Source organism: Streptomyces sp. NPDC093064 (assembly GCF_044754605.1).
Lineage (GTDB): Bacteria > Actinomycetota > Actinomycetes > Streptomycetales > Streptomycetaceae > Streptomyces.
In genome coordinates this window covers 1-24,354 of record NZ_JBIVPK010000061.1, presented here as the reverse complement: position 1 = coordinate 24,354, position 24,354 = coordinate 1, and the positions used below count along the sequence as shown (strand labels likewise).

Here is a 24,354-nt window from a genome sequence, read left to right as displayed (position 1 = left end):
CGCATGCCGAAATTTGCCCGCCGCACGCGCCTCAGAGGCAGCTCACTGGCGTCCGCGGCAACCGCCGCCTTAATGACCGCGTTCCTGTTCCCGGGTGCCGCACACGGCGCCCCCGGTACCGAGCGAGTCGCAACAGCCACTGCCGCGACTCCGCGCGAGAGCCAGCCCGTCTACTCGTACGCCGACGCGATCCGCGAAACCGTCTGGGTCGACACCGGGCTCGACGGTGACGGCGACGGCCGCACCGACCGCGTCGCCGTCGACATCGTCCGCCCCCGCGAATCCGCCGCCCAGGGCCGCAAGATACCCGTGATCATGGACGCCAGCCCCTACTACTCCTGCTGCGGGCGCGGCAACGAAAGCCAGAAGAAGACCTACGACGCGCACGGCAACCCGGTCCAGTTCCCGCTCTTCTACGACAACTACTTCGTGCCCCGCGGCTACGCCTTCGTCGCCGTGGACCTGGCCGGCACGAACCGTTCCGACGGCTGCGTCGACGTCGGCGGCCGCTCCGACATCCAGTCCGCGAAGGCCGTCGTCGACTGGCTCGGCGGCCGCGCCCACGGCTACGCCACCCGCACCGGCGGCGACCGCGTCCGCGCCTCCTGGACCAACGGCGCCACCGGAATGATCGGCAAGAGCTACGACGGCACCATCGCCAACGGCGTCGCCGCGACCGGCGTCAAGGGCCTCAAGACGATCGTCCCGATCGGCGGCATCTCCTCCTGGTACGACTACTACTTCGCGCAGGGCGCCCCGCTCTACGACTCAGGACCCGAGTGGCTGTCCGACTACGTGGAGAGCCCGGCCGCCCGCGCCCGCTGCGCCGCCGTGCAGAAGCGCCTGGTCGACGAGGCGCCGCGCACCGGCGACTGGACCCGACTGTGGAACGAGCGCGACTACGTCAAGGACGCCCACAAGGTGAAGGCCAGCGTCTTCGTCATCCACGGCATGCAGGACCTGAACGTGCGCACCAAGCACTTCGGACAGTGGTGGGACGCCCTCGCGAAGGCAGGCGTCGACCGCAAGATCTGGCTGTCGCAGACCGGTCATGTCGACCCGTTCGACTTCCGGCGCGCGGAGTGGGTCCGCACCCTGCACCGCTGGTTCGACCATGAACTCCTCGGCTACGACAACGGCGTCGACGGCGAACCCATGGCCGACATCGAGCGCGCCCCGGACCACTGGTCCACCGACCGTGTCTGGCCACCCCGCTCCACCACCGCGACCACCCTGCGCCCCGGCAACGGCAGCACATCGGGCGTCGGCACCCTCGGGCTGCACCGCGCCCCCGCAGGCACCACCGAGACCTTCACCGACGACCCGAAGCTGAGCGAGGACGACTGGGCCGCCGGGATCGACCAACGGACCGCCGCCAAGGCCGGATTCGTGACGCCGCCGCTCGCCCACGACCTGCGCCTGTCCGGCTCGTCCACGGTGACCGTGACCGCGACCCCCACGACCACGACCGCTCATCTGTCGGCCGTCCTCGTCGACCTCGGACCCGCCACCATCCGCGACTACGCGGGCTCCGGCGAAGGCATCACCACCCTCACCGACCGGACCTGCTGGGGCGCGAGCACCAGCGGCGACAGCTCCTGCTTCAAGGAGACCAAGGCGAAGACCACCGACGTCAACCACACCGTCTTCAGCCGCGGCTGGGCCGACCTCGGCACCTACGCCGACCCCGGAAGGGGCCGGCCCCTCACCCCCGGCAAGTCCTACACGATCACCCTGTCCCTCGCGGCGAGCGACCACGTCGTCCCGGCCGGACACCGCCTCGCCCTGATCGTCGCCGGCACCGACCAGGACCTCATCGACCCGCCGTCCAGCACCCCGACCATCACCCTCGACCTGGCCCGTACCTCGGCCCGGGTGCCGTTCGTCGGCGGCGCCGAAGCCTTCGTACGGGCCACCGAGGTCCCCCAAGCTCTCGGCTCCGCTCGAGCAGGGGGCACCTCCGTGCCGTCCGCGTCTGTCACCCCCCACGCGTCCCGTTCCGAGGGCGTGGCCCCGCCGCGCCCGGCCCACCGCATCCCGGGAGGTAGTCTCTGATGACACCGCGTAGCCGCACCCTCGCCCTGGCCATCGCGACGGCCGCACTTGCCGCACCCCTGGTGACGGCGCCCGCGCAGGCCGCCGACTCTCCGCCCCGTACCGGATTCGAAACCTCCGGCGGTGCGCGCTGGACGACCCAGCCCGAGGAGCAGGACTTCCTCGCCGCCGTCGACAAGGCCAGCGACCGGATGTCCGTGTCCCAAATCGGCACCACCAAGCAGGGGCGCCCGCTCCAGCTCGTACGAATCGGCGAACATCGCACCGCCGAAACGGTGTTGCTGGTCTGTTCCCAGCACGGTAACGAGCCCTCCGGACGTGAGGCCTGTCTGACCACCATCCGCGACCTCTCCTTCGCGCAGGACGCGCGGACCCGCAACTGGCTCGCCCACAGCACCCTCCTCGTCGTGCCCACGGCCAACCCGGACGGCCGCGCCGCCAACACCCGGGGCAACTCCGACGGCGTCGACATCAACCGCGACCACCTTGCCCTGCAGACCGCCGAAGGGCGGGCCATGGCCGCCGTGATCCGCGACCAGAAGCCCGATGTCATCTACGACCTGCACGAGTACGGCGCCACACCCAAGTACTACGACAAGGACCTCTTCGACCTGTGGCCGCGCAATCTCAACACCGACCCCAAGGTGCACGAGACGGCCGAAGCCCTGTCGGGTTCGTATGTACGGCCGGCCGCGAACGGTGCCGGGTACTCGACCGGCACGTACGGCATCTGGACCGACCCGGTCACCGATGAGCCCCTCAAGCAGACCGCCGGTGACGGGCAGGAACGCATCCTGCGCAATATGGCGGGGGTCAAGCACTCCGTCGGCCTGCTCATCGAGAGCCGCGTCGACGCACGCAATGACGCCGAGAAGGCCGACCCGGCGCTGAACCACCGTCGTCGCGTGCAATCCCACCTCTCCGCTCTCGGCGGCCTGTTCGACTACACCAGGGAGCGGCACGGCCAGATCGTGTCGGCCACCCACTCCGCCAGGGCGGCGGGCTACAGCGACCGCGGCCCGGTCTACCTCGGCGGCGCGGACAACGAGCCCGCACAGCCGTCCGAGGTACTGGACAAGGCGCCCTGCGGCTACCGGCTCACCGCAGCCCAGTACGCCGACGTCAAGGACGAACTCGCCCTGCACGGCGTGACGGTGCGGCCCGAGGGCGACGGCGCGTTCGTGCCGCTGCGGCAGTCGATGCGCGCGCTGGTGCCGCTGCTGCTCGACGCGCGTGCGCAGTACGAGCTCGTGGCGGGCACGCCCGTGGACAAGTGCTGACGTCCCACCGCAGCCGGGTCCGCGTCGCGCCTGCCCTTCGGGCGCACGACGAGGACAGGGACCCGCTCGACTAGACCGAGGCGGCCCGGCCCCCGACCGCCAGCCGGGCCGCCTCCCGGGCACAACCGCACGCAGCGCGCCGCGTCATGGTGAGCCTGCGCAAGACCGCCCTCGCCCTCACAGACCTGGCCGGCCGGCGCAACCACGCTGCTGCCGTGGACTTGCTATCAGTCATACCCCGATCACGCGCTCGACCTGATCAAGCCGGCTCACGCCCTGACTTCCATGACGCAGATGCCAGGCATCCCTCACGCGCACGGGCGCACGCTGATCGCCGTGGAGTCGGCTCATGACGCACTACACCTGGCGCATGTATATGAATATTTGAAACGAGTGAGAAATCCATTTGCATTTCATGACAGGCAGCGTTTTTTCGGTATTTGGGGGTGTCGCAAGGTGGACGATCAGTGCGTCCCCGACCGAACCGGTCCGGGGAATGGCGGGGCGTCAGCCCCGACTCGTACGGAAAGGCCTGAACATGATCAACGGGTTGAAGAGGGCTGCGGCCCTGGGGGCAGCGACGGTGGCCCTGGCAGCGGGCGCGGTCGTCGGCACAGTCGGCTCCGCATCGGCCACGCCGCAACACCACCGGGCGCCGACGGCGTCGCGCCACTGCATGGAGGCGGCGGGCCACTGGACACGGCTGCGGCACCACGGGTACCAGGACCGGCACCACCACTCGCACGCCGGCAACTGGACCCGCGCCTGGCACCCCGCCCACCGGGACTGCCGCCGCTGACCCCGCAATTGCCGCCGGCGCCCGCCGATAGGGGCGCCGACGATCCGACCGGCCCCCGGCGCGTCCCTTCGAAGGCGTGCCGGGGGCCGGTTCGATTTGGTTGCAGCTGCTCTCCTCGGCCCGTGCGCGTGGGAACTACGTCCGTGCTGCTGAATTCGAACTCGACCGTACGACACGGCAGCGGCCGGCAGGGGTCGTCCTCCCGACAACATGCGGATCCACACCGGGAAATGAGCCAACAGAGTCCCCCTGCTATCGTGCGCCGATGTCATCGATCAAGAAGTTCCAAGTCACCTTCGACTGCGCGGAACCTGAGCGCGTCGCTCGCTTTTGGTGCGAGGTGTTGGGGTACGTCGTACCGCCGCCACCGGAGGGGTTTGCTACGTGGGACGATTTCGATCGCTCTCTGCCGCCTGAGCGGCAGGGTTCAGCGTTCGCCTGCAGTGAGCCCTCAGGCGTGGGCCCACGGCTCTACTTCCAGCGCGTTCCCGAAGGCAAGGTCGTCAAGAATCGGCTGCATCTTGACGTGCGGGTCGGCACCGGGCTCGTGGGTGAAGAGCGCCTCGCCACGCTCGAGGCCGAGTGCGCACGGCTGGTCGCGCTCGGCGCGGTACGCGTGCGACTGCTGCCTGCCGATGACGACAATGAGTCGTGCATCGTGATGCAGGACATCGAGGGCAACGAGTTCTGTCTCGACTGAGCATCCTCCGAGAGGGCGAGGTGGGGAGCCGTCTCCCTTGGGCCTCGCTTGAAGGTGGTTCCACTACCAGCAGGCTCTCCGGGTCGCGCAACAGTAGGCGCAACCCGGCGGTCATCGAGCATCCGGTCGTCGACATCGAGCTGGTACTCGGCGCCGGCGGGGTCAAGCGGGCATGCAGGCGGCGTCCAGCGCGGCGGCGGCGAGACTGCGGGCGCGGCGCCAGAGCATGCGGGCGGCCATGAGTACGGCGCCGCCGAGCAGCGTGCCGGCGAGGAGGGCGATGGAGAGCTGGGCTGGGTCGTCGTGCTGGGCGGTGTGGGCCGACCAGTGGCCGAGGGCGGCGAGTTGAGGGATACGGAGGACACCGGTGATGGCCAGCAGGCCCAGGGAGATGGTGGTTGCCGTACCCAGGAGCAGGGATGAGGCGGTGAGCAGCCAGGTGGCCAGGCGCGGCTCGCACCGCTCGGACAGCGGCCGGGCGCCGAGAGGTGCGAGCAGGCAGAGCAGCAGGGGCAGGTAGACGGCGATGTGCATCCGGGCGGCCTCTGCTTACTGAAGGGGGCCGTGCTCGGGGTCGAGCAGTTGGCGTAGCAGGTCGGCATCGCTGTCGGACAGCGTGTCGGCGAAGCGGGCGAGCACCGCCGCGCGGTCGGGCCGCTCCTCCAGGACGGAGCGCATGCGGCGTGCGGCGAACCCGGCATCGTCCGTCACCGGCGCATACGCGTAGGCCCTTCCGCGTGGGGTGCGGGTGAGGAGCTGTTTGGTGTGCATGCGGGTGAGGATCGTCACCACGCTGCTGTAGGTCAGCTCGCCGCCGAGGTGCTCGGTGACCTCGCCCGGAGTCAGGGCGCCGTCCGCCTGCTGCAGCAGGGCGAGGATCTCCGCCTCGCGTGCGCCGTTGGGTCGCTTGGGGCCCCGACCGTGCGTGGTGCCGCGCATGGAGTTTGCCGCCCTCCCGCTCATCTTCTACATTACGTAGGACTTCTACGGCGGTGTAAATGCTGCCGTCTGCCGAGTGTGCCATGCGCTCGCACCCGGGGGCCGCCCCGCCCCCGCTGCCGTGCGTGGCAGGAAAGGACCCTGGGTGTTCCAGGCCCCCAATCCGCTGGATGCCACCTCGCCGCTGACGACGCTCGGCAGCGCAGGCGTCTTCCTCGTGCTGTTCGCCGAGACCGGACTGGGGGGCTCCGAGTGAAGATCACCTTCCTGATCCACAACGTGTACGGGATCGGCGGCACCATTCGCACCACACTCAATCTCGCCGCGGCGCTCGCCGACCGGCACGAGGTGACCATCGTGTCGATGTTGCGCCACCGCGCCCGTCCGCGGTTCGCCATCGATCCGCGAGTGACGTTGGTGCCCTTGGTCGACACACGCGAGAACAGCGCCGACGCGGTCGATCCGCTGCTGCACCAGCCTGCCGAGGTCTTCCCCGCTGCCGAAAAGCGGTACCGGCAGTACAGCCGCCTCACCGACCAGCGAGCCGAGCAGTACCTGCGAGCCTGCGACGCGGACGTGATCATAGGCACCCGGCCGGGCGTCAACGTGTACCTGGCCCGTTTCGCCCCGCACCGCGCTCTGCGCATCGCCCAGGAGCACCTCACCCACGACGCCCACACCAAGAAACTGCGCACCCAGCTCGCCCGCCACTACCGCGGCCTGGACGCTCTGGTCACCACCACCGAGGCGGATGCCGCCGTCTACCGGGCGAGGATGCGCCTGCCAGGAGTGAGAGTCCTGGCCATTCCCAACGGCGTACCCGACCATGGCCTGCCTCCCGCCGACCCCGGCGCCAAGGTCATCGCCGCGGCCGGACGTCTGATCCGCGGCAAGCGGTTCGACCTGCTCATCGAGGCGTTCGCCGACATCGCCGCCCAGCATCCCGACTGGAAGTTGCGGATCTACGGCGCCGGCGCCGAGAAGGACCACCTGCAAAAGCTGATCCAGGTACACGACTTGGGCGGCCAGGCGGTCCTGATGGGGGCGGTCTCCCCGATCGAGGCGGAGTTCGCCAAGGCGTCCATCGTCGCCTCCGCCTCCGACGCCGAATCCTTCGGCATGACCCTGGTCGAAGCCATGCGCTGCGGCATCCCGGTGGTCTCCACCGACTGCCCGCTCGGCCCCGCGGAGATCATCCACGACGGTGTCGACGGCCGCCTGGTGCCCACAGGCGACCGGCAGGCGCTGGCCACCGCGCTGCACGACCTGATCACCGATGAGCCCGCCCGCCGCCGCATGGGCCGCGCCGCCCGCCGGGCCGCCCACCGCTACGACCCCGCGCACATCATCCACACCTACGAGGACCTGTTCGCCGACTTGGCCGCCTCCCGCCCCTCCCGCGCCTGGCAACGCGCCAAGGCCCGATGGCGCGGGCGGGCAGGCCGGGTCCTGCGCCGACTGCGCCACTGACCGCTGCCCGCGCCCGCGCAGTGCCAGCTCGCTCTCCCAGTAACCGTGGGCCAGGTCCGGGTGCCGTAGGCGTGCAGGTCGCCTACCTGGTCGATGCCTGCCCCGCGCCGTCGGATTACGCCTTCCCCGGCGGGCACACCACCGTGACCGTCGCGACCGTCGCCACGCAGCCCGCCCAGTAGCCTCGCCCTGTCCGGCAGGCATGCAAGTCATAGGCATGCAAGTCGTGGGCCGAAGCCGGCAGCGGCAGATACATCGCCACCGGCCAGAACACGCCTCTCCCCGGTCAGTCGCCGTGCAGCAGCTGCTCCAGCAGCTGTTCGTCCTCCGCCGACAGATCCGACACGAACCGGGCCAGCACCTCCGCCCGGTCCCCGCCCTCGTCCAACAGCGAGTGCATCCCCGCAGCCGCAAGCCCAGCCTGGTCGTCCACGGGCGCATACACATGGCTGCGCCCCTGCCGCTGCCGGGTCACCAGCCCCTTGTCGCACAACCGCGTCAGGATGGTCAGCACAGTCGTGTATGCAGCGCCGGTCACCTTTTCCTGAACCACCGACGCCGGCTCCGGTCCGTCGGCCGCCCACAAGGCAGCCAGCACCTCCCCTTCCAGCTCACCCCGCGCACGCCGCCGAGCCTCCCCCCGGCCGTCCTTACCGCCGCCCGTCACCCGGCACTCTCCTTCTCTCCCCGCCAGCAGGGCTCTCTTCGACCCGTTCAAGCTACTACGAGACGTAGAAAAAACCATCTCAAGGGCAGGCCGGGCACCGGGTCGTGGCCCCCTGTGGCAGGAGCTGCCTCCACGACTGACCGCTACGCACGGGCGGAGTCATCAGCCCATCAAGGTGCCCAGCCAGCGAAACCCGAGCTCACAGCCGGTGAAGACGTTTTGAAGCGGTACGGGACCTATCGGAGGCCGGGGCGGCGTTGATTGCCCTCGCGAGGCGGATTCGGCCTCGCTCGCGAGGGCGGTCAGGCGCTGAACTCGGGCGGTGGCCCGTTCGTGTTCGGCGCGCTGCCGGCGTGCGGTGCGCAGGGTGTGTGCGGCGTCCAGTGGACGGCAAATCGGCGCCCGGAATCCGTGGTGGGGGCGCCGGCTCCGTGCAGGCGGTGCAGGAGTTCGGTGTGCAGCCCGGGTTCCGGAACGGATCACGTCATCCTCCTCAACCCTGCGCGACTGTCGCATCAGATCAAAGGTGAGGGCGCGCCCGGCATCGTCCGGCGACACGCCCTCACCTTGGGCTGACGATCGCTGCGCGAGTCGCGTTCCCCACCACACGACCATGATCGACGATCAACAGCTCGACGCCTCACCGCCCGAACTCCTCGCCACAATGCGAAAGTACGTCGCTGACGAGCTCGTCACGGCATCGCGCATGAACAGCCGTCAGGGGTGGGTCTCCCCTGGCGCTGTCAGTTCACCGTCGACGCTGCGCGGCAGCGACCATGGGTTGGCCCGCTGGGCCGGCTGAGGCAGCAGGGCGTCGGGGACGTCCTGGTAGCAGACCGGGCGCTGGAAGCGTTCGATCGCGAGGCTGCCGACCGAGGTCGAGCGGGGATCGCTGGTCGCGGGGAAGGGTCCGCCGTGCACCATCGCGTGGCCGACCTCGACGCCGGTCGGCCAGCCGTTGTAGAGGATCCGGCCGGCCTTGGTCTCCAGCAGGGGTAGCAGGCGGCGGGCGGCATCGTGGTCCGCGTCGGTCGCGTGGACGGTCGCGGTGAGCTGGCCCTCGAGCCGCTCGAGGCGCGGCAGTAGCTCGTCGGTCGAGCGGTAGCGGACGATCACGCCGGCAGCGCCGAAGACCTCGTCGCGTAGCGGCGAGCCCGGGCGGTCGAAGACCTCGCCGGAGGCTTCGATCACCTGCGGGGCGGGAGCATCCAGCGCACCGGCAGAGCCGGCGCCGACGACCCGCACGCCCGGCATCTCGCGCAACCGCGGGGCGTCGGACGCATACGCCGAGGCGATGCCCGAGGTCAGCATGGACTGGCCGGTGGCCGCGGCGACGGCCGAACCCGCGGCCGCCATGAAGGCGTCACCGGCAGCGCCTTCGGGAAGGAAGAGCAGGCCGGGGTTCGTGCAGAACTGGCCGGAGCCGAGGGTGAGTGACCCGACGTACGCCCTGGCGAGCGCGGCCGGGTCGTCGGCAAGCGCGCCGGGCAGGACGATCACCGGGTTGATCGACGACATCTCCGCATACACCGGGATCGGCTCCGGGCGGGCGGCCGCCGCCTCCACCAAAGCGAGACCTCCCCTACGCGAGCCGGTGAACCCGACCGCCTTGATCCGCGGATCGCGCACGAGCTCCTGCCCGAGCTCGACGCCGGCCGCAGTGTCAGAAGAGGCGAGGAAGGAGAAGACGCCCGGGTGCAGGTCGTGGGCCGCGACCGCACGGGAGACCGCGGCGGCCACCAGCTCGCCCGTACGCGGATGCGCCGGATGTCCCTTGACCACGACCGGGCAACCCGCGGCCAGCGCCGAGGCGGTGTCGCCCCCGGCCGTGGAGAAGGCGAGCGGGAAGTTACTGGCACCGAAGACCGCGACCGGGCCGATCGCCGTCTGCCGCTGGCGGATGTCGGCGCGAGGCAGCGGCACGCGGTCGGGCTGGGCGGGGTCGATTCGGACGCCGAGGTGGGCGCCGCGGCGGACGACCTCGGCGAACATCCGCAGCTGCCCGGTCGTGCGCCCGAGCTCGCCGGTGATGCGCGCCTCGGGCAGCCGGCTCTCCTCGACGGCCGCCGCGATGATCGCGTCACGCTCGCGCTCGATCTCGTCGGCGACGGAGGCGAGGAATGCCGAGCGATTCTTGGGCGAGCTCTCCCGATAGGACCAGAAGGCCTCGGCCGCGGCGGCGGCCGCCTCGCTCACGGACAGCCGCTCCATCTTCTGCTCAGTCATCGAGGTTGAACCACGAGGTCTTGAGCTGTGTGTACTGCTCGATCGCGTGCAGCGACTTGTCGCGCCCGAAGCCGGACTGCTTGAAGCCGCCGAAGGGCACGTTCACATCGCCGCGGTTGTAGCAGTTCACCCAGACCGTGCCGGCGCGCAGGCGCCGCGCGATCTGATGGGCCCGGCTGACATCGCGGGTCCAGACGGCGGCGGCGAGGCCGTAGATCGAGTCGTTCGCGACCCGCACCGCCTCGACGGCGTCATCGACGGCGAGCACCGACAGCACCGGCCCGAAGATCTCCTCGCGCGCGACCCTCATCTCGTTGTTCACGCCTGCCAGTACGGTGGGCTGGAGATACGAACCGCCGGTCTCGACCAGCGCCCGCTCGCCGCCCGCGACCACCCGCGCGCCCTCCTCCTGACCGGTGCGGATGTAGCCCGTCACCCGGTCGAGATGGCCGGCATCGATCAGCGCACCCATCCGGGTCGCCGGATCGAACGGATCGCCGGGCTGCCATTCCTGCGCCGCCTCGATCACGCGGGCGGTGAACTCCTCGGCGATCGGCGCCTCGACCACGAGCCGCGTGCCGGCACTGCAGACCTCGCCCTGGTTGAAGTACGCGCCCTGCGCGGCCTCCGCCGCGGCCCGGTCGAGGTCGGGGGCGTCGGCGAGCACGACGTTGGCCGACTTGCCGCCGCACTCCAGCGCGACCACCTTCATGTTCGAGCGGGCGGAGTAGCCGAGGAACATCTTGCCGACCTCGGTGGAGCCGGTGAACGAGATCTTGTCGACGTCCATGTGCAGGCCCAGCGCGGCACCGGCGGTCTCGCCGAATCCCGTGACGACGTTGAGCACTCCGTCGGGAAGCCCGGCCTCACTGGCCAGACGGGCCAGGGCGCAGACGACGAGCGGCGCCTGCTCGGCGGGCTTCACGATCACGGAGTTGCCTGTCGCGAGCGCAGGCGCGATCTTCCAGATCGGCATGCCCAGCGGGAAGTTCCACGGCACCACCGCGCCGACGACGCCGAGCGGCTCCCGCGTGACGAGCGCGAGCTCGCTCTGCGGGGTCGGCATCACCTCGCCGGCGAGCTTGTCGATCGCCTCGGCGTAGAACTCCAGCACACCCGCGGCGTCGTCGACCTCGCCGAGCGCGGCCGAGATCGGCTTGCCGGAGTCGGCGGTCATGATCATTGCCAGCTCCGAGCGCTGCTCACGGATCAGGGCCGCGAAGCGCAGCATCACCGCCTTACGCTCACGCGGCGCCGCCAGCGACCAGCGGCCGTCCTCGAAGGCCCGCCGGGCCACCGCGACCGCGAGGTCGACGTCCTCGGTGGTGCAGGCAGCAACCGCCGTCAGAGGTGTTCCGTCGACCGGGCTGATCCGCGTGAAAACCTCGCCGGAGAGCGCCGGCCGGTAGCTCCCGTCGATGAAGGTGCCGCCCTCGGGGGCGGCGTTCGCGCCGAGGCGCGCCAAATCCGCGACGACTGTGGTCATCGTCGTCCTCCTTGGCTGGTTCGAAGGGACGTGAGGTCCCTGGTCACGATTCGTCGCGGCTGCGGAACTGCCGGAGGCGCAGCGCGAGTTGCACCTCGAGCAGGTCCGAGCCGTCTTTGAGGCTGCGACCGGTGAGCTGTTGTATCCGGTCGAGTCGATACGCCAGGGTCTGGCGGTGGATGTGCAGCTCGCTTGCCGTCGGGCCCGGGCGGCTGCCGTTGTCGAGATAGACCTGAAGGGTCTGGAGCAGGGCATGGTTCTTGTCCGCGTCCATGAGATTGCCGAGCACGCGGTGGAGATAGCTGTCGACGCCCTCGGCGTCGACCAGGTACTGCAGTAGCAGGTCGAGCGCGGCACCGCCGGGCTCGTTGACCCCGACGCGTCCGGTGGCGGCCGAGGAACGTGCTTGGTACACGGCCTCGCGGAGGTTCTCCAGCCCGGTGCGTAGCTGGCTGGTGCCCAGCACCGTGGCAATGCCGATGGCCTTGAGGTCCGCCCACACGCGCTCGCCGATGTTGCCCTGCGGGTTGAGCGCCAGCACGAGCACCTGGCCCTCCGACCAGGTGGCGAGGAAGGCCTCGCTGGCGCGAGCCACGCTGTCCTCGACCCGCGCGAGCAGCGACTCGCGGATCTCGTCGCTCGGCGACTCCGCCCGGCAGGCGAGCACGACATAGGTGTCGATCTCGTCGGGAGCGGTGCCCTCGAATCGGTCCCTGATCAGCTCGAGGTCGACCGGTCCGGCCGCCGCCTCGTGGAAGAGCTGCTCGGCATCGGCACGCCGGCGCACCCGCACGCTCTCCAGGCTGGAGACCGTCAGGCTCAGCGCGGTGACCGCCTGCTCGACGAGCAGCGTCTGTCGCTCGTCCATCGGCCCGTTGGTCGCGACGATGAGATAGGCGACCACCTCCCGCGCCCCCGGGATCGGGACGACGGTGATCGTGTCGCTGTCGGCCTTGAAGGTGATCGACACGCGCGGGATGCCCGCGGAGCGCGCATGGCTGAACATGTTGCGCGCGTCGACCTCCTGCAGGCCGGCGAAGCCGATCAGGGTGCCGTAGTAGTCGAACGCGGCGATCCGCGCCCGGCCGAGCGCCGTGCCCACGATCGAGACGACCGTGCGGGGGTCGCGCTCGTTCGTCACGACCGGGAGCAGCCGCCGGCTCATGGTGATCGCCTGGTACAGCGAGGCGTACTTCTCCCGGTAGAGGGTGTCGAAGACGAACCGGGTCAGCGCGATCAGCGGCACCTCGAAGGGCACCACGAAGATGGCCAGATCGTGCATCTCCGCCGCGTGCAGCAGCGCCTCCGGGACCTTCGCGTGCTCCGGCCCGACGGCGTACCCCAGCGCGGTGCAGCCGGCCGCGACCAGGGCCACGACGGTCGACTCGGCGGCAGCGTCGTCGAGGTCGCCGACGGCGTAGCCGGAGGTCAGCAGCACCTCGCCGTCGGAGATCCACTCCGCGGCGGTCGGGTAGTCACCGTAGTGCACCCACTGGATCGGCAGTTGGCGGGACTGGGGTCCGCCGGTCAGCTGCTCGAGCTTGAGCTCGCGATGAGAGAGCAGGTCACCTAGTCGCATCAGTGCGCTTTCGTCCGTGAAACGGTGAGTGAGGGATCCGCTGGCAGAGCCCTCACTCGTTCACCGTCGATCTTCACTCAGACCGCCGCCGCGGGTACACCGAGGCCCTTCGCTCCTCTCGCCGAGGTGACCGCCTCGGGGTAGAACCGCTCGATGACCGCGCGGATGGTCTGCATGCGGTGCACCTTCTCCTCAGCCAGCAGGATGGTCTCCTGCTCCAGGTGACGGCCGGCCGGGTACAGCTCCGGGCTGTTGCGGATGCCGATCTTGATGTACACCGGAGCCGCGACGCGGATGATCTCCGGGACGTCGTAGGTACGAACGAAGCCGCCGAAGGAGTCCGGGGCCTCGACGTAGATGTCGATCGGGATGTCGATCCGCTTACGTATGGCGGCGAGCTGGGGCAGGGTCAGTGCCGAGGGCACGTTGAGCGAGTCTACGCCGAGGTCCACGGCCTCCTGGGCCGATACCGGATTGGCCCCCAGGCCCGCCAGCGCCGAGGCCTTCATCACCAGATCGGCCGGCACGATGCCGCGGGTTCGGGCCTCGTGGAGGATCCGGATGGCGGCGCGGTCGGCGATCGTCAGGCCGCGCACACCGAGACTGAGGCCGCGCGCGACGTCGTCGAGCAGGTGCCGCAGCCGGTCCATGCCCTCGGACTGGTGGGCCAGGTTGTAGCCGGCGACGGTGTTCGGCGTCGGGGTCGCGCCCCAGGTGCCACGCGGGCCCGGGAAGGCGGAGAGCTCGACGCCCGCGCTGCGGGTCGCGCTGAGCATCCGCTCGAACTCCTCGTCGGTGGCCATCTGGATACCCGAGCCCTGGCTCAGGCGGTGGACGTCGAGCCCGCGCCGCGACGACTCCTCCAGCGCGGTCTCGACGGCTGCGGGGCCCTCGACGCTGGCCAGTTCGAAGCGGTACTGCGCGCCGTCCGGGAAGCGCTTCTCGCTGCTCGGCAGGTCATAGGCATCGCCCTTGGCATAGCCGAGGTCGGAGAGCAGGGTTCGGGCGTTATACATGGATTCCTCGTGATGCAGAGACGGTGTTCACGGAGTTCACGAAGTGGAGCGGACGCCCGGTCTCGAAGACGCTCACGATGTTCTCCGCCACGGTGCGGCGAAGCTCCTCGTAGGCCTCCTCGGAGTAGAAGGCGGCATGGGGGGTCAGGGTCGTTCCCGGGGCGGCGAAGATCGGGTCCTCCATCGACGGCGGCTCCGACGCGATCACGTCGAGCGCCGCGACGGCACGACCCTGCTCGAGCGCCTCGCGCAGGGCGACCTCGTCGATGACCGCACCCCGGCTCGCGTTCACCACGCGCAGCCCCGGCTTGGCATGGGCCAGTACCTCGGCGTTGATCATGTTGCGAGTCGCGTCGGTGAGCGGCGTGTGCACCGAGAGGACGTCGGCCGAGGCGACCAGGTCGATCACGTCCGCGGCCCGCTCGACGCCGGTCCCGGCGAAGTCCTCGTCGGACAGGATCGGGTCGTAGGCACGCACGCGGTAGCCGAGCGCGGCCGCATACCGCGCCAGCCGGCGGGCGATCCGGCCCAGGCCGAGCAGGCCGAGGGTCCGGCCGCTGATCCGGTGGAGCGGACGACCGAGGTCGTAGGTCCACGTGCCGCCGCGGTAGAGCCGGTCGTACTCGACGATGCCGCGCTCGAGGTTGAGGATCAGCGCGAGCGAGTGCATCGCCACTTCCTCGGTGCAGTAGTCGGGGGCGTTCGCCACCCAGATCTGCCGCTCGGTCGCCGCGTCGACGTCGATCCGGTTCACGCCGATGCCGTAGTGCGAGATGACGCGGGCCTGCTTCATCTGCTCGATGCGCGCCCAGTCCAGCACTGCGTACTGGTTGCAGACGGCGTCAGCCAGCTGGAGCTCGCGCTCCAGGAAGTCCGGGCCCTCGTCGGTCGCGTCGACGACGTTCGCGTCGATCCGCTTCAGCACCTCGCGCTCGATGTCGAGATCGGGATGCTTGCGGTCGGTGAACAGTACGCGGAACTCACTCATGGGCGGGCCGCCCTGCGCTGCTCGGAGTACTCGACGATGTGCTTGCCCTCGGGGTCGAGACGCACACCGTAGAGCTCCCATGCGCTGTGGATGCTGACCCGGCCGTCGGCGACGTCCATCAGCACCATCTCGGCGGGCCGCAGCAACGGGTCGCCGTAGCCACCGGAGCCAGGGGTGTCGATCGTGATCACGTCCCCCTTCTCCAGGAGCATGCCGGTGGTCTTCTGGTAGAGGGGCGCCTGCTCGCCGTCGCGGGTGAGCGCCTTGCGGCCCGGGGTGCCACTGCCGCCGCCGAAGAGGCCCTGAGGGCGGTGCTCCTCGCCGTCGGAGCGGAGGGTGAGGCTCTGGTCGGGCGCGGTGACGCGGTACGAGCGGCGGAACGCGAGACCACCGCGGAACCGTCCGGCGCCACCGGAGTCGGGCAGCAGCGAGTACTCACCGAACTCCAGCGGGTACTCCAGCTCCGCTGCCTCGACCGGCACGTTCATCACGTTGCCGACGTAGTCGTCGACAGCGTCCAGACCGTCCTTGTTCGGGCGGGCGCCCATGGGGCCGCCCAGCAGGTCGAAGTACACGCCGTAGCGGCACGTGTGCGGGTTGACGCCCGAGATCGACACGGCGGTCGTGTGCGCGTTGGACTGTGCGGGGATGCGGCCCGGCAGCGCCTTCGCCATCGCCGAGAGCAGCACGTCGGCCGTGCGCATCACCGTGTAGTGGCGCGCACCGCAGGGAGCCGGGAACTCCGGGTTCACGACCGAGCCCTTCGGGGTCTTGATCTTGACCGGCCGGAAGGCCCCTTCGTTCTGCGGGATGTCGGGGTCGGTGACGCACTTGGTGATCAGGTAGGCCGCCGCGCCGATCGCCGCCGGAACCGCGTTGAACGGCCCACGCGTCTGCGGCGACGAACCCTCGAAGTCGTAGACCATGTCGCTGCCCTCGACGATCACGGTGCAGCGGATCCAGACCTTATGATCGCGGTCGACGCCGTCCTCGTCGAGGAAGCCTTCGGCGAAGTAGCGGCCGTCCGGGATCTCCTCGATGCAGCTGCGCAGCCGGCGCTCGGTGTAGTCGAGCCGGTCCTGCGCCACCTGGAGCACGGTGTCGACACCGTGCCGGGCGCACAGCTCCTCGAGCCGGCGGACGCCGGTCTTGTTGGCCGCGAGCTGGGCACGCAGATCACCCAGCAGCCGCTCGGGCTGACGCGTGTTCGTGCGCAGGAGGTCCTCGAGGGTCTCGTTGATCTCGCCGTCTCGGTAGAACAGCGTCGGCGGGAGCCGCACGCCCTCCTGGAAGATGTCCGTGACGTCGTTGCCGATGGAGCCCGGCGCACGGCCACCGACATCGAGGTGGTGGGCGACGGTCACCGAGAAGGCGATCGCCACGCCGTCGACGAAGACCGGGCTGAAGAGCGCGACGTCGGGCAGGTGGCTGCCGCCGGCGTACGGGTCGTTGAAGATGATCGCGTCGCCGGGCTGCAGCTTCTCGAGCGGGTACTTGCTGCGCAGGGTCTCGCGCAGGGCACCGCCCGCGAAGCCCAGGTGGGCCGGGATCGATTCGGACTGCGCGATCAGCTGGCCGGTCGCGTCGTAGAGCGCGGCCGAGCAGTCGGCCGCCTCACGGATCACCACGGAGTAGGCCGAACGCTGGAGCGTCGCCATCATCTCCTCGGCGATGGACACGAGCGAGGCATGGACGACCTCGGTCGTCACAAGGTCAGGCGTCGCCACTGGTGAGTCCTTCCACATGGATGTCGATGATCAGATTTCCGTAGCCGTCGGCCACGAGGCGGTCTCCGGGGAGGAGCAGGATCGAGGTGTCCTCGGCCTCCACGAGCGCGGGGCCCTCGATCACGTTGCCGCCGCGCAGACACTCGCGCTTCCACACGTCGACCTTGCCGGTGCCGTCGGGGAAGACGGCCGGACGAGAGCCGAGGTAGGCCTGGCTGTCCGGCTCGCTGCCGCCGACCACCTCGTTGAGCTGCAGGCTCGTACCCGGTGCGACGGCCGTGACCCGCAGGTTCACGAACTCCACGGGCTCGCCCTCGGCGCTGTGACCGTAGGCCCGCTCGTGCTCCTTGTGGAACGCGGCGACCGCGGCCTGGATCGACGAGGCGTCGACCTCGCCGGCCGGGAAGGGCACCGTGAGCTCGTAGGCCTGGCCCTCGTAGCGCATGTCCGCGCGGCGGACCATGTCGCGGCCCTCGCGCTGCACGCCCTCGCGGTCGAGGTCGTCGTGACCGGTGGCCTCGAGATCGCTGAAGGCGCGCATGATGTCGACCGGGTCGGCCGCCGAGGCCGACACCCGTCGGGTGCTGGCGTAGTCGTGCCGGATGTCGGCGACCAGGCAGCCGAGCGCGGAGAGCGCCGACGAGCCCAGCGGCACCAGGACGCGCGGAACGCGCAGCTCGCGCGCCATCGCGGCCGCGTGCAGCGGGCCGGCGCCGCCGAAAGCCATCAGAACGAAGTCGCGCGGGTCGTAGCCACGTTGGAGCGAGACCAGCCGCACGGCGTTCATCATGTTCGACTCGGCGATCCGGACGATGCCGGACGCGGTCTCCTCCACACTCAGCCCGGCCTCGGACGCCAGCGCGGCCATCGCCTCCCCGGCCGCGGCGACGTCGAGCTGCATGCGCCCGCCGAGGAAGGTGGCCGGGTCGATCCGGCCGAGCACCAGGTTGGCGTCGGTGACCGTGGCCAGGGTGCCGCCGCGGCCGTAGCAGGCCGGGCCCGGGTCGGCGCCCGCGCTGGCCGGACCGACGCGCAGCGCGCCGCCGGAGTCGACCCAGCCGATCGAGCCGCCGCCGGCACCGACGGTGTGCATGTCGACCATCTGCGTGCGCAGGGGGCGCCCGTCGATCTCGCCCTCGGTGGTCATGCGCGGCTGGCCGTCGAGGATCACCGCGACATCGCAGGAGGTCCCGCCCATGTCCATGGTGATCACATTCGAGATGCCCGCGAGACGGGCCGCGAAGGCACTGCCGATCACGCCGCCGCTGGGGCCGGAGAGCGCGCTGTTGACGGGGCGCTCGGCGACCAGCTCGGGGTGCGTGACGCCGCCGTTGGACTGCATCACCATGAAGCCGGGGTTGTCCTCACGCGCCGCGAGACCGACACGCACGTCCGTCATGTAGCGAGCGACCCGCGGCATCGCATAGGCGTTCGCCACGGTCGTGCTGGAGCGCTCGAACTCACGGAACTCCGGGTTCACGTCGCACGAGAGCGAGACGTGCAGATCCGGACTCACCGAGCGGATCAGCTCAGCCGCGCGACGCTCGTGCTCCGGGTTCACGTAGGAGTGCAGGAAAACGACCGCGACCGACTCGATGCCCTCCTCCACCGCACGCCGGGCGTGGGCCAACACGGCCTCCTCGTCGAGGCGCGTGACGACCTCGCCGTTGGCCGAGATCCGCTCTGTCACCTCCCAACGCCAGCGGCCCGGCACCAGCACCTGGGGCTTGTCCTGGAACAGGTCGTACAGCTTCTGCCGCTTCTGGCGGCCGATCTCCAGGACGTCACGGAAGCCCTGCGTCGTGAGGAGAGCCGTGGGCGCGCCATTGCGCTCCAGCAGCAGGTTCGTCACGACCGTGGTTCCGTGGACGATGGACTCGACCTCGCTCAGCGAGGCGTCGGCCAGCTCCAGGATGCTGTCGATACCGTTCAGCAATCCGATCGAGGGGTTGCTCGGCGTCGAGGGGACCTTCGTGATCTTGAGGTTGCCGTCCTCGTCGAGGAGCACGACGTCCGTGAAGGTTCCGCCGACGTCAATACCGATTTTCGCCGTACTCACTTGGTCTCCGACTTCATTGCAGTGCCATCCGTCAGGGGTGAAGTGTTTCTGTCGTGGGCGTAGGTGACGGTCTCCAGCGCCTCCTGCACCCTCATTCCGTTCTCGATTCCGGGAAGGTCTTCGAACGACCGGCCCCGGACCGCGCCCAAGAACCGGTCGACCAGCCGGGCCAGGCGCGGCCGGAGGTCGTCGCCGGGTGTTCCCGGACCGCTCGGCGAACCCTCGTAGACGATCTCGGTGTCGTCGGGTCCCCGGTGGATTCGTGCGATTCCGCGAGCCTCGTCCATCACCAGCGTGGCCTGGCTTCCCACGATCGTGAGCTCGCTGGCGAAGGCACCGTGAGTGGGCGTCAGCGAGACCGTGAAGCCTGCTCCGCCCGGCTCGGAACCGTTGACCGAGAAGGCATCGTCGGCGGCACTGGGTGTGGCGTCCCGCTCAGCGATGCTCGACCAGCGCATTCCCCCGGTCGTCCACGCGAAGGGCGCGAACCAGAAGAGGCTGTCGAGGAGGTGCGAGCCGATGGCACGGGCGATCCCCCCTCCGTGCGACTCCTCCCAGAGCCACCCGTGGGGCTGCGCAGCGAGCCGCTCGTACGACGGATAGCGCACCGTCCAGACCAGGCTCCGCAGGCCGCCCAGACTGTCCCCGACGATCGCGTCGCGCACGGCCTGCCTGATCTCGGAGAAGCGGAACTCGAAGTCCATCGCGAACAGCGCGGTGGACTCGTGTGCGGCCTTCTCGACGCGGATCGCGTCGTCGAGATCACCGGTCAGCGGCTTCTCGCACAGCACGTGGATGCCCATGCCCAGAGCGGCGATCGCCGGCTCGGCGTGCACGTCCGGCTGCGACGCGATCACCAGCACGTCAGGGCGTGCCTCGTCCAGCATCCGCTGCCAGTCGTCGAAACCCTCGACGCCGGGCATGGAACGGGCGACCTCCTGGCCGCGCCCGGGTCGTGCCGAGCAGATGGCGACGACCCGTGCGCCTCCGGCGTCGCCCCACGCCTGCGCATGGTGGCTGAGGCCGAAGCCGGTGCCGAGAACGGCCACGCGGATGGTTGCGTCAGCGGGCACTGTGCCCTCCGTCCACCACGAGCGAGGTGCCGTGGACATAGGAGGACGCGTCGCTGCCCAGGAAGTGGATCGCCTCGGCGATCTCGGCCGGTTGACCGGCGCGACCCAGCAGGCCGTAGGTGGTGCGCAGCTCCGGCTTGGCGTCGAGGGTCTCCAGACCCATCGCGGTCTCGGTCAGGCCGGGACACACGGCATTGATCCGGATGCCCTTCTGGCCGTAGTCGATCGCGATGCCGCGCACGAGGCCCATCAGCGCAGACTTGGTCATCGTGTAGACCACATTCGAGCCGAAGCCGATGAATGCCCCGACGGATGCGGTGACCACGACGGTGCCGCCGCCATCCTCGATCATCGCCGGGAGGAATGCGCGGCAGGTCTTGGTGATGCCATCGACATTCACGGCGAAGAGCCGCTCGTAGTCCTCCTCCGAGGTGTCGAGCAGCCCGCCGGCGACATTGATGCCGGCATTCGCGACCAGCGTGCTCACCGGACCGAAGTTCTCGCGTACCTGTGCTGCGGCCTCGCGAAGTGCCGCCTGGTCGGTGACATCGCCCTCGTAGAAACTGGTGAATACATCGTCACCCGGGTCTTTCAGATCCCATCCGACGACGCGATATCCACGGTTGGCGAATGCGTGAGCGGTGGCCAGCCCGATGCCGCCGGCCGCTCCGGTAATCATCACAAGACGATCCACGTGCTCCCCCTCTCAACGGCCTCCAACGTAGGCCGACGAGGTACGAAGATTCTTCAGCCAAAGGCAAGAAACCAAGCGAGCAGAGCTTCTGGTCTTTGTCTGAAGACCTGCTCTCGCCCGCTGCCTAGCGTGTTGATTCGACAGATTCAGTACGCGGTCGCACCGCGAACCCTCTGGCCCGAGGCGGAGCATGGAGATCGCACGCAAGCACGTTCCGACCGCGGCCACGGTGCCGACGATCGGAGCCAAGAGCCTGCCCCTCGTCGAGGGCGAGATCGTGGTGTCGGCGGCCGACGAGAGCCGCGCGGGCACCCGTGCGGGCGCTCCCAAGGAGCTCGTCGCCTACGCGCGCGGCTTCCTGCGGACTGCCCGCGACGGCGTGCGCTTCCTCTGGCGCGCCGGTGACTCGTGGCTCGCGGTGCAGATCGAGCGCCATGCGCGACCGGAGCCGCAGCCCGACGAGGCAGTGCTCTCCTGGGCGGCCACCGAGCTCCCCGGCGGCGTGACCGCACGCGAGATCGACATCCTGACGCTGCTGGCGATCGGCCTCACCAACGGCCAGATCGCCGAGCGCCTCGGCACCAGCACGCGCACCGTCTCCACCCAGGTGGAGCGGCTCCTGCTCAAGCTGGAGCAGAGCCGGCGCGGCGGACTGGCCGCGCTCGCCGTCGACGCGGGCCTGCTGCGGCTGCCCATCCCGGGCGGCGCCACCGGCCTGACCTCGATCGGTCCGGTCGAGGTCGAGCAGCGGTCCAGCCGCTCAGCGCATCACGATCGCGGGCTCGATCGGCCGATGATCGTGACCTTCCCGGGCAAGCGCCCCTTTCGGATCGGCACCATCGCCGCGTCGTACGGCTCCCTCAAAGCTGACGGCGTCGAGGCCTCCCGCGGCTCGGCGATCGCGGTCGAGGAGATCAACGCCCGTGGAGGGATCGGGGGCCGCACCGTGCAGCACGTGGTCGTCGACGTCGACATCCTCGACCCCGAGTCGGTGCGCAATGGCATGGCGGCGCTGATCGACCAGCGCGTCGACGCCGTCATGGCGACGAACCTGAGAGCGGACAACCCTTTCGACCTCGACCAGGTGGCCGAGTACGGGCGCCCGTTCGTGCACCTGGCGCCCTTTGCTCCTGTGGACCGCGCGGTCGACACCGACCCGGCGCGCTTCTGGAATGTCGTTCGCGCCTACCCGACCGAGAGCCACCACGGCCGTGGCTTCGCGAGCCTCTTCGAGAACCTCGCGATGCGCTCGGGCCTGGCGCCCGAAGGCGGCCGGATCGTCCTCGTCGAAACCGAGGCGCTGCGTGCGCACACGACGACCACGGCCTTCCTCGAGTACGCGGCCGGCGCGGGATGGGAGCTCGGCAAGCTGATCCAGGTGCCGCCCCGCTCGCCGGACTGGCGCGAGGTCGTCACCCGCTTCGACGCGATGGACCCGTGCGCGGTCGTGATCACCCACCTGGTGACCGACACCAGCGTCGAACTGCGGCGCACCCTGCGGGCCGGTGACTCGCACCACCTCGTCTACTACCTGCACGCGGCCTCGGTGCCGAGCCGTCCCAGCCTCGACGACATCGTCGGGCGGGTGCTCTGGTCGACCGATCCCGCATGCTCCGACGACCCGCTCGCCCGGGACTTCCAGGAGCGCTACCAGCGCCGCTTCGGCGAGGAGCCCGTGTGGCCCATCGCCACCACCGCCTACGACCAGGTGCGCCTGTTCGCGCATGCGTGGGCGGCAACGGGAACCCGTGACCCGCAGCGCGTCGCCCGGTTCCTGCGGCACTCGGCCCATAGTGGCCTGGGCGGCACCTATCTCCTGGGCACGCCGGCGCTCACCACCGACGCGAGCGCTCGATCCGCCAACCCCGCCTGGGCTACGGGCCACCGGGGCGCCGGGCTCGGATGACGAAGTCGTACCGCGGCGCCGGGTCTCCCCGGCGCCGCGGTACGACGGTTTCTTGTCCCCTCAGCTTCCCCCGAGCTGCGCGTACACCTCGGGACGCCGCTTCTTGATCACGTGCGCAAACAGGAATCCAGCGACGAACAACGCGTACAGCCCACCGATCAGACCATCTCCGACAGTCTGGCTGACCGGGAGTAGAGCGGTGATGTTCGTCAGCCCCAGATAGAGGACGATGCTCAGCCCGACCAGGGCGAGGACCGGAGCGACCAGCCGTCGCCAGACGCTGAACCTCTGAACCATCGAAGGACGGTTCAGGTAGACCAGCACGGCGATGTTCGTGAGCACGAAGAGGAAGAACAGAGCGTAGGAGAAGATTCCGGCGAGCTGCGCGTAGAACTGGTTCGCGTCAACGCCGACAAGTGCCGCGATGACTACCCCCACCATGAGTGCTGTACCGGTCGCGATGGAAGCACGGTGCGGCGAGTGGTGAATCGGATGGGCCGTTCCGAGTGATTTGGGCAGTACTCCTTCTGCTGCCAGTCGGAACACGTACCTGGACAGAACGTTGTACAGGGCCAGGGAAGCGGCAATGACGCTCGTATTGAGGAGGACCGAGGTCGCGTCGACGGTAACGGCACCGGCGAACCTGTGCATCGTGCTCAGGACCGAGCCGCTCGGGTCCGCCGCCGATGCGGCCTTCGCCCCGCCCTCCCCCAGACCTTCAACCGTCACCCAGGTGGTGAACGCATAGAAGATTCCGATACCCACAATGAACAGGTAGGTGGCTCGGGGAATACTGCGGTCGGGATCCTTGACCTCATGTCGGAATACGACGGTCGCTTCAAAGCCCCCGTACATCATGGCGGCGAACAACAACGCGACGCCCAACGACCCGGAAAAGGCGACGTCAGGGTGAAGGAAGTTGGCACTGAGTCCGTGGGCGCCACCCTTTACGACCACCATGGCGTCGTAGACGCCGACGACCACGAGCTCGGCCGCCAACAGGATCGAAAGAACCTTCGCTGACACGTCGATCCGAAAGTACCCGAGCACGCCGCAGAAGAGCACGAGCGGGATGGCGTACAACCACCATGGTTCCTGGTGCCAACCGAAACGGCCGAAAAGGCCGTTGACCGACAGGCCGAAGAACGAGAAGTTGGATACCGAGATGACGTAGTAGCCGGCAATGGCGACGAATGCCGCTCCCATCCCCGCGCGCCGGCCCAGGCCGGCCGCGACGAATGAATAGAAGCCACCAGGCTGTTCGATACCGCTGGACATCGCAACGAAGCCGAGCGCGAAGAGTATGAGAACAACGCCACCGAGGATGAAGGCCATCGGGGCGCCGACTCCGTTCCCGTAGCCGATGACGATCGGCTGGTAGGCGACGGCGCCGATGAGCGGCCCGTTATAGGCCAGCAGCGTGAATAGCAGATGCGGAATGCCAAGGCTGCCGCGAAGGCGCCGTTCGTCGGCCTTTTCGGTCACCTCGGGAAAATCCTGCGGCACACTGGCCGAGTCTATGCTCATAACGCTCCTCGAAAGAATGGGCTGGGCGATGAGCGGTTATCGGACGACCAGCTCGCGCAGTGCTCCCGCAGGGCCCCGGCGTTTGCCTCGGATGTCTGGTTGATCATGTGATGCCGTAGAGGGCGAGGACGCGGTGGCGTTCGGTGTGGGCTCGGCGTCCGGC

General features: G+C 69.5%; 19 protein-coding genes. 6 read left to right on the top strand and 13 right to left on the bottom strand.

Annotated elements, in window-relative coordinates; translation table 11 throughout:
- Positions 1–3 precede the first annotated feature (3 nt).
- The 4 genes from ACIQFZ_RS38095 to ACIQFZ_RS38080 all read left to right on the top strand — a co-directional run bounded on the left by ACIQFZ_RS38095 (position 4) and on the right by ACIQFZ_RS38080 (position 4,834).
- A complete protein-coding gene (locus ACIQFZ_RS38095) occupies positions 4–2,055 on the top strand; it encodes a Xaa-Pro dipeptidyl-peptidase (protein WP_402693394.1) in 2,052 nt (683 codons plus the stop codon).
- Positions 2,055–3,335 carry a M14 family metallocarboxypeptidase gene (locus tag ACIQFZ_RS38090; RefSeq protein ID WP_402693393.1) on the top strand — a complete coding sequence of 427 codons (1,281 nt, stop codon included), beginning with the start codon at positions 2,055–2,057 and terminating at the stop codon, positions 3,333–3,335. The genes ACIQFZ_RS38095 and ACIQFZ_RS38090 overlap by 1 nt, the downstream gene beginning before the upstream one ends.
- Positions 3,336–3,873: 538 nt before the next feature.
- The gene (locus ACIQFZ_RS38085; RefSeq protein ID WP_402693392.1) at positions 3,874–4,134 is read left to right on the top strand and encodes a hypothetical protein; all 261 of its coding nucleotides are present in this window, start codon (positions 3,874–3,876) and stop codon (positions 4,132–4,134) included.
- A 265-nt stretch (positions 4,135–4,399) separates the two neighbouring features.
- Complete coding sequence (locus tag ACIQFZ_RS38080; RefSeq protein WP_383060917.1) at positions 4,400–4,834, top strand: VOC family protein; 435 nt, start codon at positions 4,400–4,402, stop codon at positions 4,832–4,834.
- A 162-nt stretch (positions 4,835–4,996) separates the two neighbouring features.
- On the opposite strand, the gene ACIQFZ_RS38075 is transcribed toward ACIQFZ_RS38080, so the two are convergent.
- Entirely contained in the window at positions 4,997–5,368 is a 372-nt protein-coding gene (locus ACIQFZ_RS38075) for a hypothetical protein (protein WP_402693391.1), read from the bottom strand.
- A gap of 15 nt (positions 5,369–5,383) precedes the next feature.
- The gene (locus ACIQFZ_RS38070; protein ID WP_365434382.1) at positions 5,384–5,773 is read right to left on the bottom strand and encodes a BlaI/MecI/CopY family transcriptional regulator; all 390 of its coding nucleotides are present in this window, start codon (positions 5,771–5,773) and stop codon (positions 5,384–5,386) included.
- A 252-nt stretch (positions 5,774–6,025) separates the two neighbouring features.
- On the opposite strand from ACIQFZ_RS38070, the gene ACIQFZ_RS38065 reads away from it, so the two are divergent.
- Positions 6,026–7,243, top strand: coding sequence for a glycosyltransferase family 4 protein (locus tag ACIQFZ_RS38065; protein ID WP_383060916.1), 1,218 nt, complete (start codon positions 6,026–6,028; stop codon positions 7,241–7,243).
- Between the two features lie 286 nt (positions 7,244–7,529).
- Here the strand turns inward: ACIQFZ_RS38065 and ACIQFZ_RS38060 are convergent, their stop codons facing one another.
- From ACIQFZ_RS38060 to ACIQFZ_RS38015, 10 genes are all read right to left on the bottom strand, one after another.
- Positions 7,530–7,910 (bottom strand): BlaI/MecI/CopY family transcriptional regulator, encoded by a 381-nt coding sequence (locus ACIQFZ_RS38060; RefSeq protein WP_402693390.1) that lies wholly within the window; start codon positions 7,908–7,910, stop codon positions 7,530–7,532.
- A 717-nt stretch (positions 7,911–8,627) separates the two neighbouring features.
- Positions 8,628–10,136, bottom strand: coding sequence for an aldehyde dehydrogenase (NADP(+)) (locus tag ACIQFZ_RS38055; RefSeq protein WP_365777039.1), 1,509 nt, complete (start codon positions 10,134–10,136; stop codon positions 8,628–8,630).
- The gene (locus ACIQFZ_RS38050; protein WP_402693389.1) at positions 10,129–11,622 is read right to left on the bottom strand and encodes an aldehyde dehydrogenase; all 1,494 of its coding nucleotides are present in this window, start codon (positions 11,620–11,622) and stop codon (positions 10,129–10,131) included. Before ACIQFZ_RS38050 ends, ACIQFZ_RS38055 begins: the two co-directional genes overlap by 8 nt.
- A gap of 43 nt (positions 11,623–11,665) precedes the next feature.
- Positions 11,666–13,201 (bottom strand): PucR family transcriptional regulator, encoded by a 1,536-nt coding sequence (locus tag ACIQFZ_RS38045; protein ID WP_402693388.1) that lies wholly within the window; start codon positions 13,199–13,201, stop codon positions 11,666–11,668.
- Positions 13,202–13,278: 77 nt separating this feature from the next.
- Entirely contained in the window at positions 13,279–14,217 is a 939-nt protein-coding gene (locus ACIQFZ_RS38040) for a hypothetical protein (protein ID WP_365429306.1), read from the bottom strand.
- Entirely contained in the window at positions 14,210–15,205 is a 996-nt protein-coding gene (locus tag ACIQFZ_RS38035; protein ID WP_402693387.1) for a C-terminal binding protein, read from the bottom strand. The genes ACIQFZ_RS38040 and ACIQFZ_RS38035 overlap by 8 nt, the downstream gene beginning before the upstream one ends.
- Positions 15,202–16,932 (bottom strand): hydantoinase B/oxoprolinase family protein, encoded by a 1,731-nt coding sequence (locus ACIQFZ_RS38030; RefSeq protein ID WP_376652599.1) that lies wholly within the window; start codon positions 16,930–16,932, stop codon positions 15,202–15,204. Before ACIQFZ_RS38030 ends, ACIQFZ_RS38035 begins: the two co-directional genes overlap by 4 nt.
- Positions 16,919–18,991, bottom strand: a complete 2,073-nt coding sequence (locus ACIQFZ_RS38025) for a hydantoinase/oxoprolinase family protein (RefSeq protein WP_402693386.1) — start codon at positions 18,989–18,991, stop codon at positions 16,919–16,921. Before ACIQFZ_RS38025 ends, ACIQFZ_RS38030 begins: the two co-directional genes overlap by 14 nt.
- Positions 18,988–20,064 (bottom strand): Gfo/Idh/MocA family protein, encoded by a 1,077-nt coding sequence (locus tag ACIQFZ_RS38020; RefSeq protein WP_402693385.1) that lies wholly within the window; start codon positions 20,062–20,064, stop codon positions 18,988–18,990. The genes ACIQFZ_RS38025 and ACIQFZ_RS38020 overlap by 4 nt, the downstream gene beginning before the upstream one ends.
- Complete coding sequence (locus tag ACIQFZ_RS38015) at positions 20,054–20,758, bottom strand: SDR family NAD(P)-dependent oxidoreductase (protein ID WP_383060909.1); 705 nt, start codon at positions 20,756–20,758, stop codon at positions 20,054–20,056. Before ACIQFZ_RS38015 ends, ACIQFZ_RS38020 begins: the two co-directional genes overlap by 11 nt.
- 190 nt (positions 20,759–20,948) lie before the next feature.
- Here ACIQFZ_RS38015 and ACIQFZ_RS38010 point away from each other — a divergent pair, with 190 nt between their 5' ends.
- Positions 20,949–22,664 (top strand): ABC transporter substrate-binding protein, encoded by a 1,716-nt coding sequence (locus ACIQFZ_RS38010; RefSeq protein ID WP_402693384.1) that lies wholly within the window; start codon positions 20,949–20,951, stop codon positions 22,662–22,664.
- A 60-nt stretch (positions 22,665–22,724) separates the two neighbouring features.
- Here ACIQFZ_RS38010 and ACIQFZ_RS38005 read toward each other — a convergent pair whose 3' ends face one another.
- The gene (locus tag ACIQFZ_RS38005; RefSeq protein WP_365777032.1) at positions 22,725–24,191 is read right to left on the bottom strand and encodes an APC family permease; all 1,467 of its coding nucleotides are present in this window, start codon (positions 24,189–24,191) and stop codon (positions 22,725–22,727) included.
- Positions 24,192–24,354 lie beyond the last annotated feature (163 nt).

Bases quoted from the DNA above. Each gene is read 5' to 3' on its own strand.
- ACIQFZ_RS38095 (WP_402693394.1), top strand. From the start codon at position 4: ATGCCGAAATTTGCCCGCCGCACGCGCCTCAGAGGCAGCTCACTGGCG.
- ACIQFZ_RS38090 (WP_402693393.1), top strand. From the start codon at position 2,055: ATGACACCGCGTAGCCGCACCCTCGCCCTGGCCATCGCGACGGCCGCA.
- ACIQFZ_RS38085 (WP_402693392.1), top strand. From the start codon at position 3,874: ATGATCAACGGGTTGAAGAGGGCTGCGGCCCTGGGGGCAGCGACGGTG.
- ACIQFZ_RS38080 (WP_383060917.1), top strand. From the start codon at position 4,400: ATGTCATCGATCAAGAAGTTCCAAGTCACCTTCGACTGCGCGGAACCT.
- ACIQFZ_RS38075 (WP_402693391.1), bottom strand. From the start codon at position 5,368: ATGCACATCGCCGTCTACCTGCCCCTGCTGCTCTGCCTGCTCGCACCT.
- ACIQFZ_RS38070 (WP_365434382.1), bottom strand. From the start codon at position 5,773: ATGCGCGGCACCACGCACGGTCGGGGCCCCAAGCGACCCAACGGCGCA.
- ACIQFZ_RS38055 (WP_365777039.1), bottom strand. From the start codon at position 10,136: ATGACTGAGCAGAAGATGGAGCGGCTGTCCGTGAGCGAGGCGGCCGCC.
- ACIQFZ_RS38050 (WP_402693389.1), bottom strand. From the start codon at position 11,622: ATGACCACAGTCGTCGCGGATTTGGCGCGCCTCGGCGCGAACGCCGCC.
- ACIQFZ_RS38045 (WP_402693388.1), bottom strand. From the start codon at position 13,201: ATGCGACTAGGTGACCTGCTCTCTCATCGCGAGCTCAAGCTCGAGCAG.
- ACIQFZ_RS38040 (WP_365429306.1), bottom strand. From the start codon at position 14,217: ATGTATAACGCCCGAACCCTGCTCTCCGACCTCGGCTATGCCAAGGGC.
- ACIQFZ_RS38035 (WP_402693387.1), bottom strand. From the start codon at position 15,205: ATGAGTGAGTTCCGCGTACTGTTCACCGACCGCAAGCATCCCGATCTC.
- ACIQFZ_RS38010 (WP_402693384.1), top strand. From the start codon at position 20,949: ATGGAGATCGCACGCAAGCACGTTCCGACCGCGGCCACGGTGCCGACG.
- ACIQFZ_RS38005 (WP_365777032.1), bottom strand. From the start codon at position 24,191: ATGAGCATAGACTCGGCCAGTGTGCCGCAGGATTTTCCCGAGGTGACC.